Annotated in this window: 14 protein-coding genes; 6 read left to right on the plus strand and 8 right to left on the minus strand. The window is 63.6% G+C overall.

All coding sequences use genetic code 11. The annotated features are described in order from the left end of the window. Window positions 1-62 precede the first annotated feature (62 nt). Complete coding sequence (purL, locus tag ABLV49_RS11275) at window positions 63-4109, minus strand: phosphoribosylformylglycinamidine synthase (protein WP_349276503.1); 4047 nt, start codon at window positions 4107-4109, stop codon at window positions 63-65. Between the two features lie 228 nt (window positions 4110-4337). Here purL and map point away from each other — a divergent pair, with 228 nt between their 5' ends. Next, window positions 4338-5171, plus strand: coding sequence for a type I methionyl aminopeptidase (gene map / locus ABLV49_RS11280; RefSeq protein ID WP_349276504.1), 834 nt, complete (start codon window positions 4338-4340; stop codon window positions 5169-5171). A gap of 56 nt (window positions 5172-5227) precedes the next feature. Next, complete coding sequence (locus ABLV49_RS11285) at window positions 5228-7822, plus strand: [protein-PII] uridylyltransferase (protein ID WP_349276505.1); 2595 nt, start codon at window positions 5228-5230, stop codon at window positions 7820-7822. 159 nt (window positions 7823-7981) lie between these two features. Here ABLV49_RS11285 and ABLV49_RS11290 read toward each other — a convergent pair whose 3' ends face one another. From ABLV49_RS11290 to def, 4 genes are all read right to left on the minus strand, one after another. Next, the gene (locus ABLV49_RS11290; protein ID WP_349276506.1) at window positions 7982-8605 is read right to left on the minus strand and encodes an IS630 family transposase; all 624 of its coding nucleotides are present in this window, start codon (window positions 8603-8605) and stop codon (window positions 7982-7984) included. Beyond that, on the minus strand, window positions 8520-8708 hold the full coding sequence (locus ABLV49_RS11295; RefSeq protein WP_349276507.1) for a helix-turn-helix domain-containing protein: 189 nt from the start codon (window positions 8706-8708) through the stop codon (window positions 8520-8522). The genes ABLV49_RS11290 and ABLV49_RS11295 overlap by 86 nt, the downstream gene beginning before the upstream one ends. A gap of 63 nt (window positions 8709-8771) precedes the next feature. Continuing rightward, window positions 8772-9053: a helix-turn-helix domain-containing protein gene (locus ABLV49_RS11300; RefSeq protein WP_349276508.1), complete on the minus strand. Its 282-nt coding sequence runs from the start codon at window positions 9051-9053 to the stop codon at window positions 8772-8774. Window positions 9054-9157: 104 nt separating this feature from the next. Then, window positions 9158-9697 carry a peptide deformylase gene (gene def, locus ABLV49_RS11305; RefSeq protein ID WP_349276509.1) on the minus strand — a complete coding sequence of 180 codons (540 nt, stop codon included), beginning with the start codon at window positions 9695-9697 and terminating at the stop codon, window positions 9158-9160. A gap of 38 nt (window positions 9698-9735) precedes the next feature. Here def and ABLV49_RS11310 point away from each other — a divergent pair, with 38 nt between their 5' ends. Then, window positions 9736-10155 (plus strand): YbaN family protein, encoded by a 420-nt coding sequence (locus tag ABLV49_RS11310; protein WP_349276510.1) that lies wholly within the window; start codon window positions 9736-9738, stop codon window positions 10153-10155. An 11-nt stretch (window positions 10156-10166) separates the two neighbouring features. Here ABLV49_RS11310 and ligA read toward each other — a convergent pair whose 3' ends face one another. The 3 genes from ligA to smc all read right to left on the minus strand — a co-directional run bounded on the left by ligA (window position 10167) and on the right by smc (window position 17021). Next, window positions 10167-12290 carry an NAD-dependent DNA ligase LigA gene (ligA, locus tag ABLV49_RS11315; protein ID WP_349276511.1) on the minus strand — a complete coding sequence of 708 codons (2124 nt, stop codon included), beginning with the start codon at window positions 12288-12290 and terminating at the stop codon, window positions 10167-10169. Window positions 12291-12362: 72 nt separating this feature from the next. Beyond that, window positions 12363-13460, minus strand: coding sequence for a cell division protein FtsZ (locus ABLV49_RS11320; RefSeq protein ID WP_349276512.1), 1098 nt, complete (start codon window positions 13458-13460; stop codon window positions 12363-12365). 15 nt (window positions 13461-13475) lie between these two features. Then, window positions 13476-17021 carry a chromosome segregation protein SMC gene (smc, locus tag ABLV49_RS11325; protein ID WP_349276513.1) on the minus strand — a complete coding sequence of 1182 codons (3546 nt, stop codon included), beginning with the start codon at window positions 17019-17021 and terminating at the stop codon, window positions 13476-13478. A gap of 234 nt (window positions 17022-17255) precedes the next feature. Between smc and ABLV49_RS11330 the strand changes: the two genes are divergently transcribed. The 3 genes from ABLV49_RS11330 (at window position 17256) to dapC (ending at window position 19458) form a co-directional block, all read left to right on the plus strand. Continuing rightward, window positions 17256-17549, plus strand: coding sequence for an antitoxin (locus tag ABLV49_RS11330; protein ID WP_349276514.1), 294 nt, complete (start codon window positions 17256-17258; stop codon window positions 17547-17549). Then, window positions 17546-17953 carry a type II toxin-antitoxin system VapC family toxin gene (locus ABLV49_RS11335; RefSeq protein ID WP_349276515.1) on the plus strand — a complete coding sequence of 136 codons (408 nt, stop codon included), beginning with the start codon at window positions 17546-17548 and terminating at the stop codon, window positions 17951-17953. Before ABLV49_RS11330 ends, ABLV49_RS11335 begins: the two co-directional genes overlap by 4 nt. A 296-nt stretch (window positions 17954-18249) precedes the next feature. Beyond that, on the plus strand, window positions 18250-19458 hold the full coding sequence (gene dapC / locus ABLV49_RS11340; protein ID WP_349276516.1) for a succinyldiaminopimelate transaminase: 1209 nt from the start codon (window positions 18250-18252) through the stop codon (window positions 19456-19458).

The raw sequence follows: 19458 nt of genomic DNA on the forward strand, positions 1-19458 counted from the left end.
ACAAGCGAAGGTAGCTATCTTTACGATAGCTACCTGTAGCGCTTATTAAACCGGGATCAAGATCAGCCCACCCACTTCCGCGCATTGCGCCAGAGCTGCATCCACGGGCTGAGTTCGCGCTGGTCCAGGCCGGTCCAGCTCATCTGGATGTTGCGGAACACGCGCTCGGGGTGCGGCATCATCGCGGTGAAGCGGCCGTCCGCCGTCGTGACCGCCGTCAGGCCGCCCGCGCTGCCGTTCGGATTGAACGGGTAGGCTTCGGTCGGCTGGCCGTGGTTGTCCACAAAACGCATCGCGGCAATCGCGGCTGACGCATCGCCCCGGTGGGCGAAGTTGGCGTAACCCTCGCCGTGCGCCACGGCAATCGGCAGGCGCGTTCCGGCCATGCCGGCGAAGAACAGGCTTGGCGACTCCAGCACTTCGACCATGGACAATCTAGCCTCGAAACGCTCGCTCTGGTTGGTGGTGAAGCGCGGCCAGGCCTCGGCGCCGGGAATGATGTCAGCCAGTTCGGCAAACATCTGGCAGCCGTTGCACACACCCAGGCCGAACGTATCGCGGCGGCCGAAGAAGCCGCTGAACTGCTCGGCCAGCGCCGGATTGAAGGTGATGGAACGCGCCCAGCCGATGCCCGCGCCCAGCGTGTCGCCGTAGCTGAAACCGCCGCAGGCCACCACGCCGGCAAAGTCGGCCAGTTGGGCGCGGCCGGTCTGCAGGTCGGTCATGTGAACGTCGATGGCTTCAAAACCGGCCTGCGTGAAGGCGTAGGCCATTTCCACATGCGAATTGACGCCCTGCTCGCGCAGCACGGCGACTTTCGGGCGGGACAGGAGCAGTGCGGGGGCTGAAAGCGGGGAGCCCTCACCCCGGCCCTCTCCCAGGGGGAGAGGGAGGAACACATGCAGCCCCGGATCAGCCGGATCGCCGGCGGCGGCGTGTTCGGCGTCGGCGCCGGCCGGGTTGTCGCGCTTCTGGCAAATCTTCCAGCTCACGGCGTCCCAGACCTGATGCAAATCCTGCAATTTGGCCTTGAAAACGGCCTTGGTGTCGCGCCAGACCTGGACTTCGCCCTTGCCGACTTCCAGCGACGCGTGCTGCGGCCGGGTCTTGCCGACAAAGTGGCTGAATTTGGACAGCCCGTGGTTGCGCAGCGTCTGCATCACCTCGTTGCGCGTCTCGGTGCGCACCTGGATGACGGCGCCCAGCTCTTCATTGAACAGCGCCTTGAGCGTCAACTCGTCGCGGCGGCCGCTGACTTGCGATGCCCAGTTCTTGCTGTCGCCCATCTCCATGCGGCTGTCGCTGATGCCGTCGCCTTCGAGCAGCAGCATGTCCACATTGAGCGACACGCCGACATGGCCGGCAAAGGCCATTTCGCAGGCCGTGGCGAACAGGCCGCCGTCGCTGCGGTCGTGGTAGGCCAGGATTTGCCCCTGCGCGCGCAGTTCATTGACGGCGTTGACCAGGTTGACGAGGTCTTGCGGGTCGTCCAGGTCGGGCACTTCGCCGTCTTCCAGGCTCAAGCTTTGCGCCAGGATGGAGCCGCCCATGCGGCTCTGGCCCTTGCCCAGGTCGATCAGGATCAGCGTGGTGTCGGCCTCCACCGTGTTCAGCTCCGGCGTGAGCGTGCCGCGCACGTCGGCCAGCGTGGCGAAGGCGCTGACGATCAGCGAGACCGGCGAGGTGACCTTTTTATTTTCACCATCGTCGCTCCAGACGGTGCGCATCGACAGCGAATCCTTGCCGACCGGAATCGACACGCCCAGCGCCGGGCACAGTTCCATGCCGACCGCCTTGACGGTCTCATACAGCGCCGCATCCTGGCCCGGCTCGCCGCAGGCGGCCATCCAGTTGGCCGACAGCTTGACGCGCGGCAACTCAATCGGCGCGGCCAGCAAATTGGTGATGGCTTCGGCCACGGCCATGCGGCCCGAGGCGGCGGCATTCACGGCCGCCAGCGGCGTGCGCTCGCCCATGCTCATGGCCTCGCCGCCAAAGCCCTGGTAATCGGCCAGCGTCACGGCGCAGTCGGCCACCGGAACCTGCCACGGCCCGACCATCTGGTCGCGGTGCGTCATGCCGCCGACGGTGCGGTCGCCGATGGTGATGAGGAAACGCTTGGATGCCACCGTCGGGTGGCTGAGCACGTCTATGCAGCTTTTTTGCAGATCGACGCCGGTCAGGTCAATCGGCTTGATGGCGCGCGCCAAGCTGGTCACGTCGCGGTGCATCTTGGGCGGTTTTCCCAGCAGCACGTTCATCGGCATATCAACCGGGGCAGCGGCATCATTGTCTGAAAGCACAAGCTGCCTTTCCTCCGTCGCCACGCCAATCACGGCGAACGGGCAGCGCTCGCGCTCGCAGAAGGCTTCGAACTGCTGCAGCGACTCGGGCGCAATCGCCATCACGTAGCGTTCCTGGCTTTCGTTGCTCCAGATTTCTTTCGGCGACAGGCCGCTTTCTTCGAGCTTGACGGCGCGCAGGTCAAAACGCGCGCCGCGCCCAGCGTCGTTGACCAGCTCGGGAAAGGCGTTTGACAGCCCGCCCGCGCCCACATCGTGAATCGCCAGGATCGGATTGGCCAGGCCGAGCTGGGCGCACTGGTTGATGACTTCCTGTGCGCGCCGCTCGATTTCGGGGTTCCCGCGCTGCACCGAATCAAAATCGAGTTGCGCCGCGTTGGCGCCCGACGCCATCGAACTCGCCGCGCTGCCGCCCATGCCGATGCGCATGCCGGGGCCGCCGAGCTGGATCAACAGCGTGCCGGCCGGGAACAAAATCTTGTGGGTCAGCTGGGCATCAATCGTTCCGACGCCGCCGGCAATCATGATCGGCTTGTGGTAGCCCCAGCGCTGGCCGCCCACGGTCTGCTCGTATTCGCGGAAATAGCCGTTCAGGTTGGGCCGGCCGAATTCGTTGTTGAACGCCGCGCCGCCCAGCGGGCCTTCCGTCATGATCTGCAGCGGGCTGGCGATGTGGCCGGGCTTGCCGTAGTCGCCATCGAACAGCTTGGAAACCGTGAAGCCGGTCAGCCCCGCCTTGGGTTTGGAGCCGCGTCCGGTCGCGCCCTCGTCGCGGATTTCGCCGCCAGCACCGGTCGAGGCGCCAGGGAACGGGGAAATCGCCGTCGGGTGGTTGTGCGTTTCGACCTTCATCAGCACATGCGTCAGCACGTCATCCATCGCGCTATAGCTTTGATAGCTGCCTGCGCCCGTTCCATCTGCGGAAACGGCCGATTTGGCATAAAAACGCTGGATGTTGGCGCCTTCCATGACCGAAGCGTTGTCCGAATACGCCACCACCGTGTGCTGCGGGTTGAGCCGCTCGGTGTTGCGGATCATGCCGAACAGGCTTTTGTCCTGCGCCACGCCGTCAATCGTGAAGTCGGCGTTGAAAATCTTGTGCCGGCAATGCTCGCTGTTGGCCTGCGCGAACATCATCAGCTCGACATCGGTCGGGTTGCGCTGCAGTTGCGTGAAGGCGTTGACGAGGTAGTCGATCTCGTCGGCGGCCAGCGCCAGGCCGAACTCGGTGTTGGCTTGCTCCAGCGCGGCTTTTCCGCCGGTCAGCACGGCAATGGTCTGCAGCGGCGCGCCGTGCAGTTCGGTGAACAGGCCCGCTTCGGCCTGCGCCCGGTCGGCGACCACGCTTTCAGTCATGCGGTCATGCAGCAGCGCCGCGACCAGTTCGCGCTGGGTTTCGGTCAAGGCGGACTTGCTGAAAAAGCCAGACTTGAGCGTGACGCGGTATTCGGTGATGCGTTCGATGCGCTTGACGGCCAGGCCGCAGTTGTGCGCGATGTCGGTGGCCTTGGAGGCCCACGGCGACACCGTACCAAAGCGCGGCGAGACGATGAACAGCACGCTGTCGGCCGCATCGGGAGCAGGCTGCGGGCACGGGTCGCCATAGGTCAGCAAGGCGGCAAGCTGGCTTGCCAGCGCCTCGGAAGGCGGTGCCTCGGTGGCCGCCAGATGCACAAACCGGGCACTGATGCCATTGATTTTTTCGTGGATGGCTTGCAGGCGGGGAAGAAGTTGCTGGACGCGAAAGTCGCTCAGGGCCTTGATGCCGTGGGCTTCGCCCTCAAAAGTCGTCAGGTGCAGGGTCACGGTAGCGGTGGCCTTTTGGTGAAGGTGGTAGGTAGCAGCGGAAAGCTGTATTTTTTGAGTTTGACACCCCTGCCAGAAGGATTTTTTTCGGCAGTCGGGCCAAATTCTGCGATGGGCGCGTCAAGCGGCAATTTTATCAGCGCCCCGGCTTCGGCCTCGTGGCGCCGAAACCCCTTGCCGCATCGCTGATATCCCGACGCTGCTGAAGACCGGTGTGATAATTCCGGCATGAGTATTACTTACAAAAATGCAGAAGAGATTGAGCACCTGCGCGTGGCGGGCAGACTCGCCGGCGAATTGCTGGACTACCTCACCCCTTTCGTCAAACCAGGCGTGACCACCAACGACATCAACCAGCTGGCCCACGACTACATGGTCGAGGTGCAGGGCACCGTTCCGGCCACGCTGGGCTATGGTCCGCCCAACTACCCGCCTTATCCAAAATCCCTGTGCACGTCGGTCAATCACCAGGTGTGCCACGGCATTCCCAACGACAAGCCGCTGAAAAAAGGCGACATCGTCAACCTCGATGTGACCGGCATCAAGGACGGCTGGCACGGCGACAGCAGCCGCATGTTCCTGGTGGGCGAATGCTCGATTGCCGCCAGGCGGCTGTGCCTGGTTACCTACGAAGCCATGTGGCAGGGCATCATGCGCGTCAAGCCGGGCGTGCGGCTGGGCGATATTGGCTTTGCCATCCAGACCTTTGCCGAAAAGCACGGCTACTCGGTGGTGCGCGAATTTTGCGGCCACGGCATTGGCCGCAAATTCCATGAAGAGCCGCAAGTGATGCATTACGGCCGTCCCGGCACCATGGAAGAACTCAAGCCCGGCATGGTGTTCACCATCGAGCCCATGATCAACATCGGCAAGCGCGACATCAAGGACGGCGCCGAAAAAGACGGCTGGAGCATCGTGACGCGCGACCATTCGCTCTCGGCGCAATGGGAGCACATGGTCGCGGTGACCGAAACCGGCTATGAAGTGCTGACACTGTCGGCCGGCAGCCCCCCGATTCCGGACTTCGTGCCGCAACACCAGCCCGCGCAAGTCAACGCCTGACGCCAGTCCCGTTGCGGGACTGCCTTTTCAAACTTCCAAGGTCAGGCTTTCCCTTCATGACTGAACTGTCTTCTTTTCGCGAACAATACAGCGCCGGCAAGGCGGCCGTGCTGGCCTCGCTGGCGGGCAGCCGGGCATCCAGCCGGGGCATTCACGGCCTGCTGAAAAAGCTGGGCCGGCTGACTGACACCACCTTGCAGCGACTGTGGGAGCGAGCCGGGTTTGCGCCGCAAGCCTGCCTGATCGCGGTCGGCGGCTTTGGCCGGGGCGAGCTGTTCCCGCATTCCGATGTCGATGTGCTACTGCTGCTGCCGGACGACGTGGTCGATGTCGAGAACAACCCGGCGCTCAAGGCCAGGGTGGAAACCTTCATCAGCAACTGCTGGGACTGCGGCCTGCAGATCGGCTCCAGCGTGCGAACGGTCGCCCAATGCGCCGAGGAAGCGGCGAAAGATGTCACGGTGCAGACTTCGCTGCTCGAAATGCGCCTGGTGACCGGCTCGAAAGAGGCCTACAAGCGCCTGCAGGCGCAGCTGGACGCCATTCTTGATCCGAAGGCGTTTTATGTCGCCAAGACGCTGGAAATGCGCCAGCGCCACAACAAGTTTGAAAACACCCCTTACGCCCTGGAGCCCAACTGCAAGGAATCACCCGGCGGCCTGCGCGATCTGCAGGTGGTGCTGTGGGTGGCGCGCGCCGCCGGCCTGGGCAAGTCCTGGGACGAACTGGCCAAAAACGGCCTGGTCACGACGTTTGAAGCACGGCAAATCAAGGCCAACGAAGCGCTGCTGAGCCTCATACGGGCGCGCCTGCACATCATTTCCGGCCGGCGCGAAGACCGGCTGGTGTTTGACCTGCAAACGGCGGTGGCCGAATCCTTCGGCTATTCGGCCACCGCCGATGATGGCAGCAAGCTGCCGCGCCGGGCCAGCGAAGCGCTGATGCGCCGCTATTACTGGACCGCCAAGGCCGTCACGCAGCTCAACCAGATCCTGCTGCTCAATATCGAGGAGCAGCTCAGCCCCTGCAACTATCCGCTGCGCCCCATCAACGAGAGGTTTTTCGACAAGGCCGGCATGCTGGAGGTGGTCAGCGACGATGTGTACCTGCGTGATCCGCACGCCATTCTTGAAACCTTTTTGCTGTACGAAAGCTCCATCGGCATCAAGGGGCTGTCGGCGCGCACCCTGCGGGCGCTGTACAACGCACGGGGCGTGATGAACGCCAAATTCCGCACTGACCCGGTCAACCGGGAAACCTTCATGCACATCCTGCAGCAGCCCGAAGGCATCACGCATGCCATGCGGCTGATGAACCAGACCTCGGTGCTGGGCCGCTACCTGTGGGTGTTTCGCAACATCGTCGGGCAGATGCAGCATGACCTGTTCCATGTCTATACGGTGGACCAGCACATCCTGATGGTGGTGCGCAACATGCGGCGCTTTTTCATGGCCGAGCATTCGCATGAATACCCGATGTGCTCGCAACTGGCCGCAGGCTGGGACAAGCCCTGGATTCTGTATGTCGCCGCGCTGTTCCACGACATTGCCAAGGGTCGCGGCGGCGACCATTCCGAGCTGGGCCGCAAGGAAGTGCGCCTGTTCTGCCGCCAGCACGGCGTTGCCGCAGCCGATGCCGAGCTGATCGAATTCCTGGTGGGCGAGCACCTGAGCATGAGCCGCACGGCCCAGAAGGAAGACCTGAGCAACCCGACCGTGATCGCCGCGTTTGCCAAAAGAGTGGGCAACGAGCGCTACCTGACCGCCCTGTACCTGCTCACCGTCGCCGACATTCGCGGCACCAGCCCCAAGGTCTGGAATGCCTGGAAAGGCAAGCTGCTCGAAGACCTCTACCGCTACACGCTGCGCATGCTGGGCGGCCGCGCCCCGGATGCCGCCGCCGAAATCGAAGCCCGCAAGCGCGCGGCCCTGACCCTGCTGGCCCTGCATGCCGAGCCGTTCGAAGCCTACAAGGCGCTGTGGGACACGCTGGACGTGAGTTATTTCATGCGCCACGAGGCCGCCGATATTGCCTGGCATGCCCGGCACCTGTCGCGCCACATCGGCAAGGCCGTCGTGACGGTCCGCGTGCGCCACTCATCGGCCGGCGAAGGCATGCAGGTGCTGGTCTATACGCCCGATGAACCCGATGTGTTCGTGCGGATTTGCGGTTTCTTCGACCAGGCCGGCTTCAGCATCCTGGATGCCAAGGTGCATACCACCAATAATGGCTTCGCCCTGGACACCTTCCAGGTCGCCAGCCAGCCGCTGGAAGAGCATTACCGCGAACTGGCCACCATGGTCGAGGTGAACCTGGGCCGCCTGCTGGAAGAGCACGGCCCCTTGCCGCCGCCCAGCAAGGGCCGGGTGTCACGCCGCGTCAGGAGCTTTCCGGTCACCCCGCGCATCGACCTGCGCCCGGATGAAAAAGCCCAGCGCTGGCTGCTCAGCGTGTCGGCCAGCGACCGGGTCGGGCTGCTCTACCTGATTGCCCGCGTGCTGGCCAACCACCACATCAACGTCAAGCTGGCCAAGGTCACGACCCTGGGCGAGCGCGTCGAGGATACGTTCCTGATCGACGGCCCGGAGCTTCAGCACAACAAGGCGCAAATCGCGATTGAAACCGAGTTGCTGCAGGCGCTGAACGACTAGGGATTGGTACACCCCCATCGTCCTCACTGCGCTTCGCTTCGTGTAGTTCCTTTCCCCCTTGCAGGGGGCGACGCTTGGCGCCCGGCAAAGCCGTCTCGCTCGCGTCCGCTTGCGCAGTCGGGGAAGGGGAAAGAGCCACTACCTGATACCAATCCCGTGTCATGAGATAACCGAAGCTGAAGGCAGCACTGCCCAGCTGCGGGAGCACAAAGAGCGGATGGCACCAGGGATTTGCGTGAAGGCATTCCAAGCGTCGCAGCAGGCATCCACAATCTGCTCATACCCGTCATAGCAGCGGTTGGCCAGGTGCCGGTCGCGCAGTTGCTGCCACACCTGCTCGGCCGGGTTGAGTTCGGGTGAACCCGCGGGCAGCGGCAGCAATGAGAGGTTGGAGAACTGGGGCAGTTTGGCGGTGGTATGCCACCCTGCACGATCGAGCACCAGCACCGCGTGGCGCCCCGCAGGAACGGCCTCGCTGATGGCCTGCAGGTGTAGGGTCATCGCCTCGGTATTGGCCTGCGGCAGGATCAGGCCAACAGCCGTATCGCGCTGCGCACAGACGGCGCCAAAGATGTATGCCGATTCGGACTGCTGCTGGCGCACCACCCGGGGCCGCGTTCCCTTGCGCGCCCACAGGCGCGTTTGCGTGCCGCGCTGGCCAATGCGCATTTCATCTTGAAACCAAACATCCACTTGCTCAGGCGCAATGCTCGGGGGCAGCGTTGCTGCGACTTCCTGGACGAAGTTTTTTTTTGAATTCGGCTTGTGCCACCGGATCGGCACTGGGACTGACGGCGCGGGCCGAAATCCATACCATGCCCAAGCGCTTCATGAGGTCATACACACCGTTCAAGCTGTAGGCAACGCCGAACTGCCGGTCCAACAACTGGCGAATATCTTTACCCCGAACCCGCCCACCGCCGCGTTCGCACTGGAGTTGTTCGACGGCCTAGCGACACGCTTCTTCCTGTCCTTTGGCAAGGCGCTGCGTACTCCAGTCGTGCGGCATGCCGGCCAGACGGGCCACGCCGCCAGCGATGAACCACTGCACCCAGCGCATGACCGCGTGGCGGCTCACGCGCAGTGCAGCGCCCACTTCGCTGCAGCTTTTGCCCTCTTTGAGATGCGCCAGTGCTATCAGGCGCAGTCGGCGGCGCCCATCCTTTTCCTTGTGGGCCAGACGGTCAAAGTCATAGGGCTGCAGCTGATCAATGATTTGCTGAGATAACATTTTCGTAACCTCCACCAAGACTCCAATATCGCTCAGACTTCAATCGCTGGCATTGGTTCTTTATCTATCGGGATTGGTATGAGTTGGGCGATTTCCCACTCGTTCTAGTCGTCGGCCGAAGCGTCCAGGCCCGGAAACAGCACTTCGGTGTAGCCGAACTGGCTCAGGTCGCGAATCCGCATCGGGTACAGCTTGCCGATCAGGTGGTCGCACTCGTGCTGCACCACGCGGGCATGAAAACCGTCCACCGTGCGGTCAATCGGGTCGCCGTACTGGTCGAACCCGGTGTAGCGGATGTGCGAGAAACGCGGCACCATGCCGCGCAGGCCGGGCACCGACAGGCAGCCTTCCCAGTCGCTTTCCTCGTCCGCACTCAGGGGCGTGATCACCGGATTGACCAGCACGGTGCGCGGCACCACCGGCGCATCGGGGTAGCGCGGGTTGAGTTGGTCGGAGCCAAAAATCACCACCTGCAGATCGACGCCAATCTGCGGCGCCGCCAGGCCGGCGCCATCGACCGACTGCATGGTGTAGAACATGTCCGAAACCAGGACATGCAGCTCATCGGTGTCGAAGGCCGTCACCGGCTTGGCCACGCGCAAAAGCCGCGCATCGCCCATTTTGAGAATTTCACGAATGGTCATGGGTGCCAAGCATAGCGGCTGGCGGCACAATTGTGTATATGCCTGCCGAACACCCACTCAAACCAGATAACCCACGAACGACGGCTCTGCCTGCGCCTGCGCGCTGGTTCCTGCGGGTACTGGCGGTGTTGAGCCTTGCCCTGGGTATCGTGGGCATCTTTCTCCCGGTGTTGCCTACGGTGCCTTTCCTGCTGCTGGCCGCCTGGGCTGCAGAACTCAGTTCGCCCCGCCTGCTGCACTGGCTGGAGTCCCATCCCCGGCTTGGCCCGCCGCTCACGGATTGGCGGCATGGCGGCGTGGTGCGCCGGCGAGCCAAGTGGACGGCCACGGTCGTCATGAGTGCCAGCGGCATCACCACCGTGCTGCTGTTGCGCACCCATTGGACGGCCTTGATGGCCGTGGCGGTCATGGCTTGCGTGCTGGTGTGGCTCTGGCTGCGTCCCGAGCCGGCACAGTAAGCTGGGGTTCTTTAAGCCGGAATGCGTTCGTCCGGCGGCGAATCCAGCAGCGCCAGCAAGGCCGCCTCGTCAATGACAGCCACGCCCAGGTCTTGCGCCTTCACCAGCTTGCTGCCGGCATCAAGACCGGCCACGACGTAATCGGTTTTCTTGCTGACCGAGCCGGCCACCTTGCCGCCTGCGGCTTCGATCCGGTCCTTGGCTTCGTCGCGGCTCAGGCCTGGCAGCGTTCCGGTGATCACGAAGGTCTTGCCCGACAGCGGCTTGGGCGCCACGGCGGCAGGCGCGCCCTCTTCCCAGGCCACGCCGCAGGCGCGCAGCTGCTCCACGACTTCCCGGTTGTGCGGCTGCTCGAAGAAGGTGCGAATGCTCTTGGCAACGATGGGGCCGACATCGGCCACTTCAAGCAATTGCTCCTCAGTGGCTTCCATGATGCTGTCGAGCTTGCCGAAATGCCGGGCCAGCGCCTTGGCGGTCGCTTCGCCGACATGCCGGATGCCCAGCCCGAAGACAAAACGCGGCAAGGTGGTTTGCTTGGACTTTTCCAGCGCCGCCACCAGATTGTTGGCCGATTTCTCGGCCATGCGGTCCAGGCTGGCCAGCGATGTGAAACCCAGCCGGTACAGGTCGGGCAGCGTGCGGATGACGCCGGTATCGACCAACTGCTCGACCAGCTTGTCACCCAGCCCCTCGACCTCGACCGCGCGCTTGTGGGCGTAATGCAGGATGGCCTCCTTGCGCTGGGCGGCGCAGAACAGCCCGCCGGTGCAGCGGTAATCGGCCTCGCCTTCCTCGCGAATGGCGTCCGAGCCGCACACCGGGCACTGGCGCGGCATGCTGAACTGCGGCGCATCCTGCACGCGCTTGTCCAGCAGCACGCTGACCACTTCGGGAATCACGTCGCCGGCCCGGCGCACGATGACCGTGTCGCCCACGCGCACGTCCTTGCGGCGCGCTTCGTCCTCGTTGTGCAGCGTGGCATTCGTCACGGTCACGCCGCCGACGAACACCGGCGCCAGTTTTGCCACCGGCGTGAGCTTGCCGGTGCGCCCGACCTGGATGTCGATGCCGAGCACGGTCGTCAGCTGCTCCTGCGCCGGGTATTTGTGCGCCACCGCCCAGCGCGGCTCGCGGCTGACAAAGCCCATTTTTCGTTGGCAAGCAAGGCGGTTGACCTTGTAGACCACGCCGTCGATGTCGTAAGGCAGCTGGTCGCGCTGCTGGCCGATGGCTTGGTGAAATGCTATTAATTCTGTAGCACCTTGTGCAAGCCGGGTCTGCGCAGCGACCGGAAAATACCATGATTTCAGGGTTTGCAGCAGTTCAAAATGGGTTTCAAACACCGGCCCGCCTTCTTCGGGCGGCGTGATCTCGCCCACGCCGTAGGCAAAAAAGCTCAGCCGGCGCTCGGCGGCGAACGCCGGGTCGAGCTGGCGCACGCCGCCGGCCGCCGCGTTGCGCGGGTTGACGAAGGTTTTTTCGCCCTTGGCGCCTTGCGCGATCTTTTCGCGCTGGCGTTCGTTGAGCGCTTCGAATTCGTCGCGGCGCATGTACACCTCGCCGCGCACTTCCATCACTGGAGGTGCATCGGCGGGCAAGCGAAGCGGAATCTGCCGGATGGTGCGGATGTTCTGCGTCACATCCTCGCCGACCTCGCCGTCGCCACGCGTGGCGGCCTGCACCAGCACGCCGTTTTCGTAGCGCAGGCTCATCGCCAGGCCGTCGAACTTGAGTTCGGCCACGTACTCGACCGGCGGATCGGACTCCTTGAGCCCCAGTTCCTTGCGCACACGGGTGTCGAAATTCTGCGCGCCCGTGGCTTCGGTGTCGGTTTCGGTGCGGATGCTGAGCATCGGAATGCGGTGGCGCACGCTGGCGAACTGGCCCAGCGGCTTGCCGCCGACGCGCTGCGTGGGCGAGTCGGGCGTGAGCAGTTCGGGATGCGCCGCTTCGAGCGCCTGCAACTCCTTGAACAGCCGGTCGTATTCGGCGTCGGGAATGCTGGGCTCGTCGAGCACGTAATAGCGATGGGCATGCAGGTCCAGCTCGGCGCGCAGGGCGGCAACGCGCTCCATCACGGAGGCAGGCGGCATAGGCGCGGGTGTTGGCGACGCAAACAGATCAAGGGTGGACATGAAACAGCTCGATAACAAATCAAAAAAAAGCGGCCCCTTGAGGCCGCCGGGAATCCTTAAGGCCTCATGGCGTCACGAAAACAAACGCCGGCCCAGCATCGAGCCGGCCGACAGCTCACGCGCATCCATGCGGTCGTAAAGCTCCTCCAGGTCGGCATGGATCGCCTCCATGGCTTCGGGCCGGACCAAAATGGCGTTGTCGTCGATGATCACGCCGTCCATGCTGCCCGCCAGCGCGATGGCCACCTCGCACATGCGGGCAAACGGCGCTTCCACGCGCAGCACCTGCGGCACGTCGAGCGACAGCGTGAGTTCATACAGCGCGGTCTGTTCAGGGTCTTCGGCCTGGGCGGCCTGCGAATCAAAGCTCAGCCCCAGGATCGGGCCGTGCTGGCCCGGCTGGCTGGCTGGCAGCAGCATGCGTCCCGGCGTGGCGGACGGAACAAAGCCCTGGCTGGCCGCGCTTTGCTGCACGTAACCGGGGCTCCAGGCCGTCTTGACGGCGCGCAGCTTGAAGCTCAGCTGGGCGTCGTGCGCGCTGGCGAACTGGTCGAGTTCCCTGGCCCGGGCCACTTCGCCCTGCATTTCCGCAAACTCCACCTCGCCGCCGATGGCATCGACAAAAGCCTGCGCCTTCATGACAAATTCGGAATATTCAATCGCATTCAGGGCGCCGGTGCGGTTGGCCAGCTGGACGCCGCACTGAAAGGCGCTGTAGCGATAGCCGGCGGCGGGAATTTCCCATTCGCGGCTGTCTTCACGCAAGCCTTCGATGGCAAAAGGCTTGCTGCCCACCCGGCGCGTGCCGGGCATGGCCGCCAGCGCGGCTTCACCCGATACCGGCGACTCCAGCGCGACCGGCGCAATCGCATCGATCAGGATGTCGAGCACCGCTTTCCTCTCGGGCGTGGTGAGCTGGGTCAGCTGGGTCAATGCCGCCAGGCCGGAGTCGGTGTCAAAGCTCGGCTCATGCCGCTCCGGCTGGCCGTCAAGCTCGCTCAGATGGAAACCGTCCTCCGGCGCTTGCAAGGGCAGGGATTCAGGCTCGACCACCGCCTTGGGCGTGGCCTGTTTGGGCTGGTTCTTGCGTGCGGACCAGGCGCTGTGGGCAATGATGCCCACCAGAACCAAACTACCACCAACTGCCAGGCTTATTTGTAATGTGCTCATGATTTTTCGATAGGTTCAGGCTGCTTCGGCAAGACTCAGGGCGGCTTGCATATCGACGGCCACGATGCGGGACACGCCCTGCTCTTGCATGGTCACGCCGATCAGCTGCTCGGCCATTTCCATGGCGATCTTGTTGTGGCTGATGAATAAAAACTGCGTCTCTTTGCTCATGCTGGACACGAGTTTGGCATAACGCTCGGTGTTGGCATCGTCCAGCGGCGCATCGACCTCGTCGAGCAGGCAGAACGGCGCCGGATTGAGCTGGAAAATCGCGAACACCAGCGCAATCGCCGTCAGCGCTTTTTCACCGCCCGACAGCAAATGAATCGTCTGGTTCTTCTTGCCCGGCGGCTGCGCCATGACCTGAACGCCGGCGTCCAGGATTTCCTCGCCGGTCATCACCAGCCGGGCATTGCCGCCGCCAAACAGTTCCGGGAACATGCGGCCGAAATGCCCGTTGACGGCCTCGAACGTGCTCGACAGCAAATCGCGCGTTTCCATGTCGATTTTGCGGATGGCGTCTTCCAGCGTCGCCATCGCCTCGTTCAGATCGGCCGACTGCGCATCAAGGAACTGCTTGCGTTCGCGGGCGACGCCCAGTTCGTCCAGCGCAGCCAGGTTCACCGCGCCCAGCGCATGGATGTCGCGCTGGATACGGTCGATCTCGCCCTGCAGGCCGGTCATGCGCACGTTGCCGGCCTGGATCGACGCCGCCACCGCCGGCAAATCCGCCTGGGCGTCCGTCAGCAACTGCGCATATTGCTCGAAACCCAGCCGCGCGGCCTGTTCCTTGAGCTGGAATTCGGTGATGCGCTGGCGCAAGGGTTCGAGTTCGCGCTCCAGCTGCAGCCGCCGCTCATCGCTGGCACGCAGTTGGTGGGTCAGGCCGTCGTACTGGCTGCGCTGGCTGGCCACATCGGCTTCGCGGGCCAGCTTGGCGTTCAGCGCGTCCTGCAGTCCGCCCTGGGCGGCGGCGTCGTTGAGCCGCAGCAGTTCGTGGCGGGCGCGCTCTTCTTCGCCGGCAATCGACGCCGCCTGTTGCGCGGCGATGGCGATGGAGCGCGCCAGCTCTTCGCGGCGCGCGGCCAGGCTGCGCAGCGCAAACTGCGCCTCCTGCAACTGCCGCTCCAGCGTGCGCTGCTGTTCGCGCGATTCAGCGCGGCGGCGCTCGGTGGCTATCACCCGGTCGTCAAGCTGGGCATGGCGCTCCTGGCTGTCGGCCAGCTGCATGTCAAGCTCTTCAAAACGCGCTTCGGCGGTGATCTTGCGCTCCTGCAATTCATCAAGCTGGGCTTCGATTTCGGCCATGTCGGCCTGAATCTGCTGGCTGCGGGCGCGCGCCTGCTCGGCCAGTTGCGTGAGGCGCAGCACTTCGACCTGCAGCGCATGGCTCTGGTTCTGTCCTTCGGCGGCTTCGCGGCGGGCGGCGGCCAGGCGCTGGCTGGCGTCTGCGTAGCCGGCCTCGGCGCGGGTCAGCGCGGATTTGGCTTCTTCGCTGATCAACAGTTGCGCGCGCAAGCCTTTTTCGAGGTTTTCAATCTCCTGCGCCCGGGCCAGCAAACCGGCCTGCTCGGAATCGGGCGCATAAAAACTCACGCTGTGCGCGGTGACAGCATGGCCGCCCATGACGTAGATCGTCTCGCCCGGCTGCAGGCGCGCGCGCGCGGCCAGGGCGTCGTCCAGCGTCGGCGCGGTGTAGCTGCCGTGCAGCCAGTCGGACAGCAGCGCCGACAGGCCGGCATCGTTCAGGCGCAGCAAGTCAGCCAGCGGCTTGAGGTTGAGCGCCGGGTTGCAATAGCCGGGAGCGGTTGCATTCGGCGGCGAATAAAACGCCAGCTTGGCCGGCGGCCCTTCAGGCTTGCCACGCATGTCGCTGCCGGCAAAGCCGCGCACGATGTCGAGGCGGCTGACTTCCAGCGCGCCCAGGCGTTCGCGCAAGGCGGCTTCGAGCGCGTTTTCCCAGCCCTGCTCGATGTGCAGGCGGCTCCACAGTGCCTGCAGATTTTCAAGACCATGCCGGGCCAGCCAGGGCCTGAGCTTGCCGTCGGTCCTGACTTTCTCCTGCAGCGCCTTGAGCGCTTCCAGCCGCGCCGACAGGTCCGCGCGCCGGGCCGATTCGGCATTGGCGGCTTGCTGCAGGCTGCGCCGTGCTTCATCGAGCTGCGGCACGGTTTCGGTCAGTTCCTGCAATCTAGCCTGGGCCACGGCCTGCGCTTCCTGGGCATGTTCCAGTTGCGCGGCCAGGCTGGCCAGCCGCGCCTCGTCGGGCGCATTGAGCGCCTTGCGGTCGGCCGACAGGCGCTCGTGGCGCAGGCCCAGCGTGCGCAGCTGCTCTTCAACATGGCGCTGCTCGGCGGCCAGCACCTGGAGCTGCTGCTGGACCTGCGCCACGCCGGCGCGCTGCTCATTGGCCTTGGCCTGGGCTTGGCGCAGCGCTTCTTCGAGCGCCGGCAGCTGGTCCTGCTGCTCCTCAAGCTGCGCGGCCAGCAGTTCGGCTTTTTCTTCGGCTTCAAAGGCTTTTTCGGCCAGGCTTTCGGATTCGATGGCGGCATCCTCGCGGCGCGCTGCCCACTGGGCGGTTTGCTCCGTCAGCTGAACCAGGCGCTGCTCGACGCGCAGCCGGCCATCGACCACGAAGCGGATTTCAGCTTCCAGCCGCCCCACCTCGGCGCTGGCCTCGTAAAGCCTGCCTTGCGCCTGGTTGACCTGGTCGCCCGCCGCATAGTGCGCCTGGCGGATGGTTTCCAGGTCGGCTTCGATGTGGCGCAGGTCGGCAATACGGCTTTCAAGATCATTCACCGATTTTTCGGCGTCCAGCCGGACCCTGGCCTGGTCGGCTTCGCTCTCCGTGCGTTTCAAGAACCACAACTGGTGCAATTTCAGCGTGCCGGCGGCCTGCAGCGCGTTGTAGCGCAGGGCGACTTCGGCCTGCTTTTCGAGCCGCTCCAGGTTGGCATTGAGTTCGCGCAGGATGTCATCGACGCGCGTCAGGTTTTCACGCGTGTCGCTCAATCGGTTGGCAGTTTCGCGGCGACGCTCCTTGTATTTGGACACGCCGGCGGCTTCTTCGAGGAACAGGCGCAGTTCCTCGGGCTTGGATTCGATGATGCGGCTGATCGTGCCCTGGCCGATGATGGCGTAGGCGCGCGGCCCCAGCCCGGTGCCCAGAAACACGTCCTGCACGTCGCGGCGGCGCACCGGCTGGTTGTTCAGGTAGTAGCTGGAGGTGCCGTCGCGCGTCAGCACCCGCTTGACGGCGATTTCAACAAACTGGCCCCACTGGCCGCCGGCGCGGTGGTCGGCATTGTCGAACACCAGCTCCACGCTGGCGCGGCTGGCCGACTTGCGGGTGGTGGTGCCGCTGAAGATCACGTCCTGCATCGACTCGCCGCGCAGCTCGGACGCCTTGCTCTCGCCCAGCACCCAGCGCACGGCATCCATGATGTTGGACTTGCCGCAGCCGTTGGGGCCGACCACGCCGACCAGTTGCCCCGGCAGCATGAAATTGGTCGGATCGGCGAATGACTTGAAACCTGCTAACTTGATCGAATTGAGACGCACGGCTGACCTGTGTTGTTGAGCCTGAAGCTAACTCGTTGATTCTTTTGACGCTTGTGAACCCGCAGCGCCACTGGGAGGCGGCACACGGACTGTGATGTTACCCGAGCGAAGTGTGGTTTTTTATGCCGTCGCAAACGCCACCAAGGCCGTGAAAAGCAACAGCGACTCTCAACTGATCACCTGGCCGGTGATAAAATACATACGTTTTCGTATATATTTACCAGGAGGTCTTACATGCTTGCAACTGCCAAAGTTTTTACCACCGGCAACAGCCAGGCCATTCGATTGCCCAAGGCGTTCAGGGTTGACGCAAGAGAGGTATGGATCAGCAAAAACGACATCACGGGTGAAATAACCATCAAACCCAAAGACGATGACAAACGCCAACGAGATCTCGCTGAGCTGATCAAAATAATCAAGGAAAACCCCTTTACGGAAGACTTCATCCCTGAGCGGTCCGATGAAGAATCACTCAACCCCTTGGAAGAATGGGCTGAACCCCTTCCCGCTGCAGGTGTCAAGCGGTGAAGCCCTATTTACTTGACACCAATATCCTCGGTTATTTCCTCAAAGGATTAGAACCAGCGCTTGTTGATCGCATGGCGCATGCCTTGCAAGCTCAGGAGGTCGTCATTTCGGCGCTGACTCGTGCAGAAATGCGCTACGGCCAAGCCTTGATGGCCACCAACGACAAGAGGCAGCGCCGCATTGATTTACTGTTAGACCAACTGCCAACACTGCCCTGGACGACGGCAGCAGCTGACCACTACGGCGCCATCAAGGCACTGCACAAGCGCCAGGGAACGCCGATTGGCGAACTCGACACCCAGATTGCCGCCCACGCGCTGGCCGAAGACCTGATTCTGGTCACCCACAACACCCGCCACTTTGAAAAAGTGCCGAAGCTGAAATTTGAAGACTGGATGGTCTGACCATGGCAGCCAAGCCACCATTTCGCGCCAGACTCCAATTTGCGCCGCCCAACCTCGGAATCGGTCCCATTTTTTGAACCAAATCAGCCTCTGGCGCAGGCTGCATCTGCATAAACAGCTATTAAATCAATAGTGAACTGCCTGACCTAAAGCCAGGGCTGAAATTTGTGCCACAGGCTGTGGCACTTTCCAGCCTCAAAATTGCTTACGGTGATCCTTTGCGAACTGGCATCCAAACTGCCCGGCATCAAGCAGATTGAACGAAAACCGAAGACCCAGAGGGGATAATCGCCCCCATGAATCCCCTGCTTTCCCGCCTTCAGCCTTACCCCTTCGAGCGGCTGCGCCAGTTGCATGCCGGCGTCACGCCCAATCCTGCGTATTCACCCATCAGCCTGGGCATCGGCGAGCCGCGCCATGCCACGCCGCAATTGATTAAAGACGCGCTAATTGGCAGCCTGGCCGGGCTGGCCAGCTACCCCGGCACGCTGGGCGAGCCCAAGCTGCGCCAAGCCATGAGCGACTGGCTGGCGCGGCGCTACGGCGGCTTGAAGGTCGATCCGGCGACGCAAATCCTGCCGGTCAACGGCTCGCGCGAGGCGCTGTTTGCGCTGGCGCAGACGGTGATCGACCCCGGCCAGCCCGGCGCCACCGTGGTTTGCCCAAATCCTTTTTATCAAATCTACGAAGGCGCGGCACTGCTGGCCGGCGCGCAGCCGTGGTTTGCGCCCAGCGAGCCGGCGCGCAACTTCGGCATCGACTGGGCCGCCGTGCCCCAAGCCGTGTGGGAAAAAACCCAGTTGCTGTTTGTCTGCTCGCCGGGCAACCCGACCGGCGCGGTGATGGGCCTTAGCGAATGGGAACTGCTGTTCCGCTTGAGCGACCAGTACGGCTTCGTGATTGCCTCGGACGAGTGCTACAGCGAGATTTATTTCCGTGACGAACCGCCGCTGGGCGGTCTGGAAGCCGCGGCTCGGCTCGGCCGGCATGGCTTCAAGAACCTGATTGCCCTCACCAGCCTGTCCAAGCGCAGCAACGTGCCCGGCCTGCGCAGCGGCTTTGTGGCCGGTGACGCGGCGCTGATCAAGTCGTTCCTGCTCTACCGCACCTACCACGGCAGCGCCATGAGCCCCATCGTGCAGGCCGCCAGCATCGCCGCCTGGGCCGACGAAGCGCATGTGATTGACAACCGCGCCCAGTACCGCGAAAAGTTCGCGCAGGTCACGCCGCTGCTGGCGCAAGTGATGGACGTGGCCTTGCCCGACGCCGGTTTTTACCTGTGGGCGGCTGTCCCTGATGCGTTCAAGGGTTCGGACACCGCGTTTTCGCGCGAACTGCTCGCTCTTTACAATGTCGTCGTGCTGCCGGGCAGTTACCTGGCGCGCGATGCGCAGGGATGCAACCCCGGCGCCGGCCGAATCCGCATGGCGCTGGTGGCGCAAACCGCCGAATGCGTCGAAGCCGCCCAGCGCATCGTTCAATTCATTCAATCCAAAGTTCACTGA

The sequence above is a fragment of the Polaromonas hydrogenivorans genome, assembly GCF_040105105.1.
Lineage (GTDB): Bacteria > Pseudomonadota > Gammaproteobacteria > Burkholderiales > Burkholderiaceae_C > Polaromonas > Polaromonas hydrogenivorans.

What these genes read in the sequence shown, in the direction of transcription:
- map (WP_349276504.1), top strand. Translation starts at nt 4,338, where the DNA reads ATGAGTATTACTTACAAAAATGCAGAAGAGATTGAGCACCTGCGCGTG.
- ABLV49_RS11285 (WP_349276505.1), top strand. Translation starts at nt 5,228, where the DNA reads ATGACTGAACTGTCTTCTTTTCGCGAACAATACAGCGCCGGCAAGGCG.
- ABLV49_RS11300 (WP_349276508.1), bottom strand. Translation starts at nt 9,053, where the DNA reads ATGTTATCTCAGCAAATCATTGATCAGCTGCAGCCCTATGACTTTGAC.
- def (WP_349276509.1), bottom strand. Translation starts at nt 9,697, where the DNA reads ATGACCATTCGTGAAATTCTCAAAATGGGCGATGCGCGGCTTTTGCGC.
- ABLV49_RS11310 (WP_349276510.1), top strand. Translation starts at nt 9,736, where the DNA reads ATGCCTGCCGAACACCCACTCAAACCAGATAACCCACGAACGACGGCT.
- ligA (WP_349276511.1), bottom strand. Translation starts at nt 12,290, where the DNA reads ATGTCCACCCTTGATCTGTTTGCGTCGCCAACACCCGCGCCTATGCCG.
- ABLV49_RS11320 (WP_349276512.1), bottom strand. Translation starts at nt 13,460, where the DNA reads ATGAGCACATTACAAATAAGCCTGGCAGTTGGTGGTAGTTTGGTTCTG.
- ABLV49_RS11330 (WP_349276514.1), top strand. Translation starts at nt 17,256, where the DNA reads ATGCTTGCAACTGCCAAAGTTTTTACCACCGGCAACAGCCAGGCCATT.
- dapC (WP_349276516.1), top strand. Translation starts at nt 18,250, where the DNA reads ATGAATCCCCTGCTTTCCCGCCTTCAGCCTTACCCCTTCGAGCGGCTG.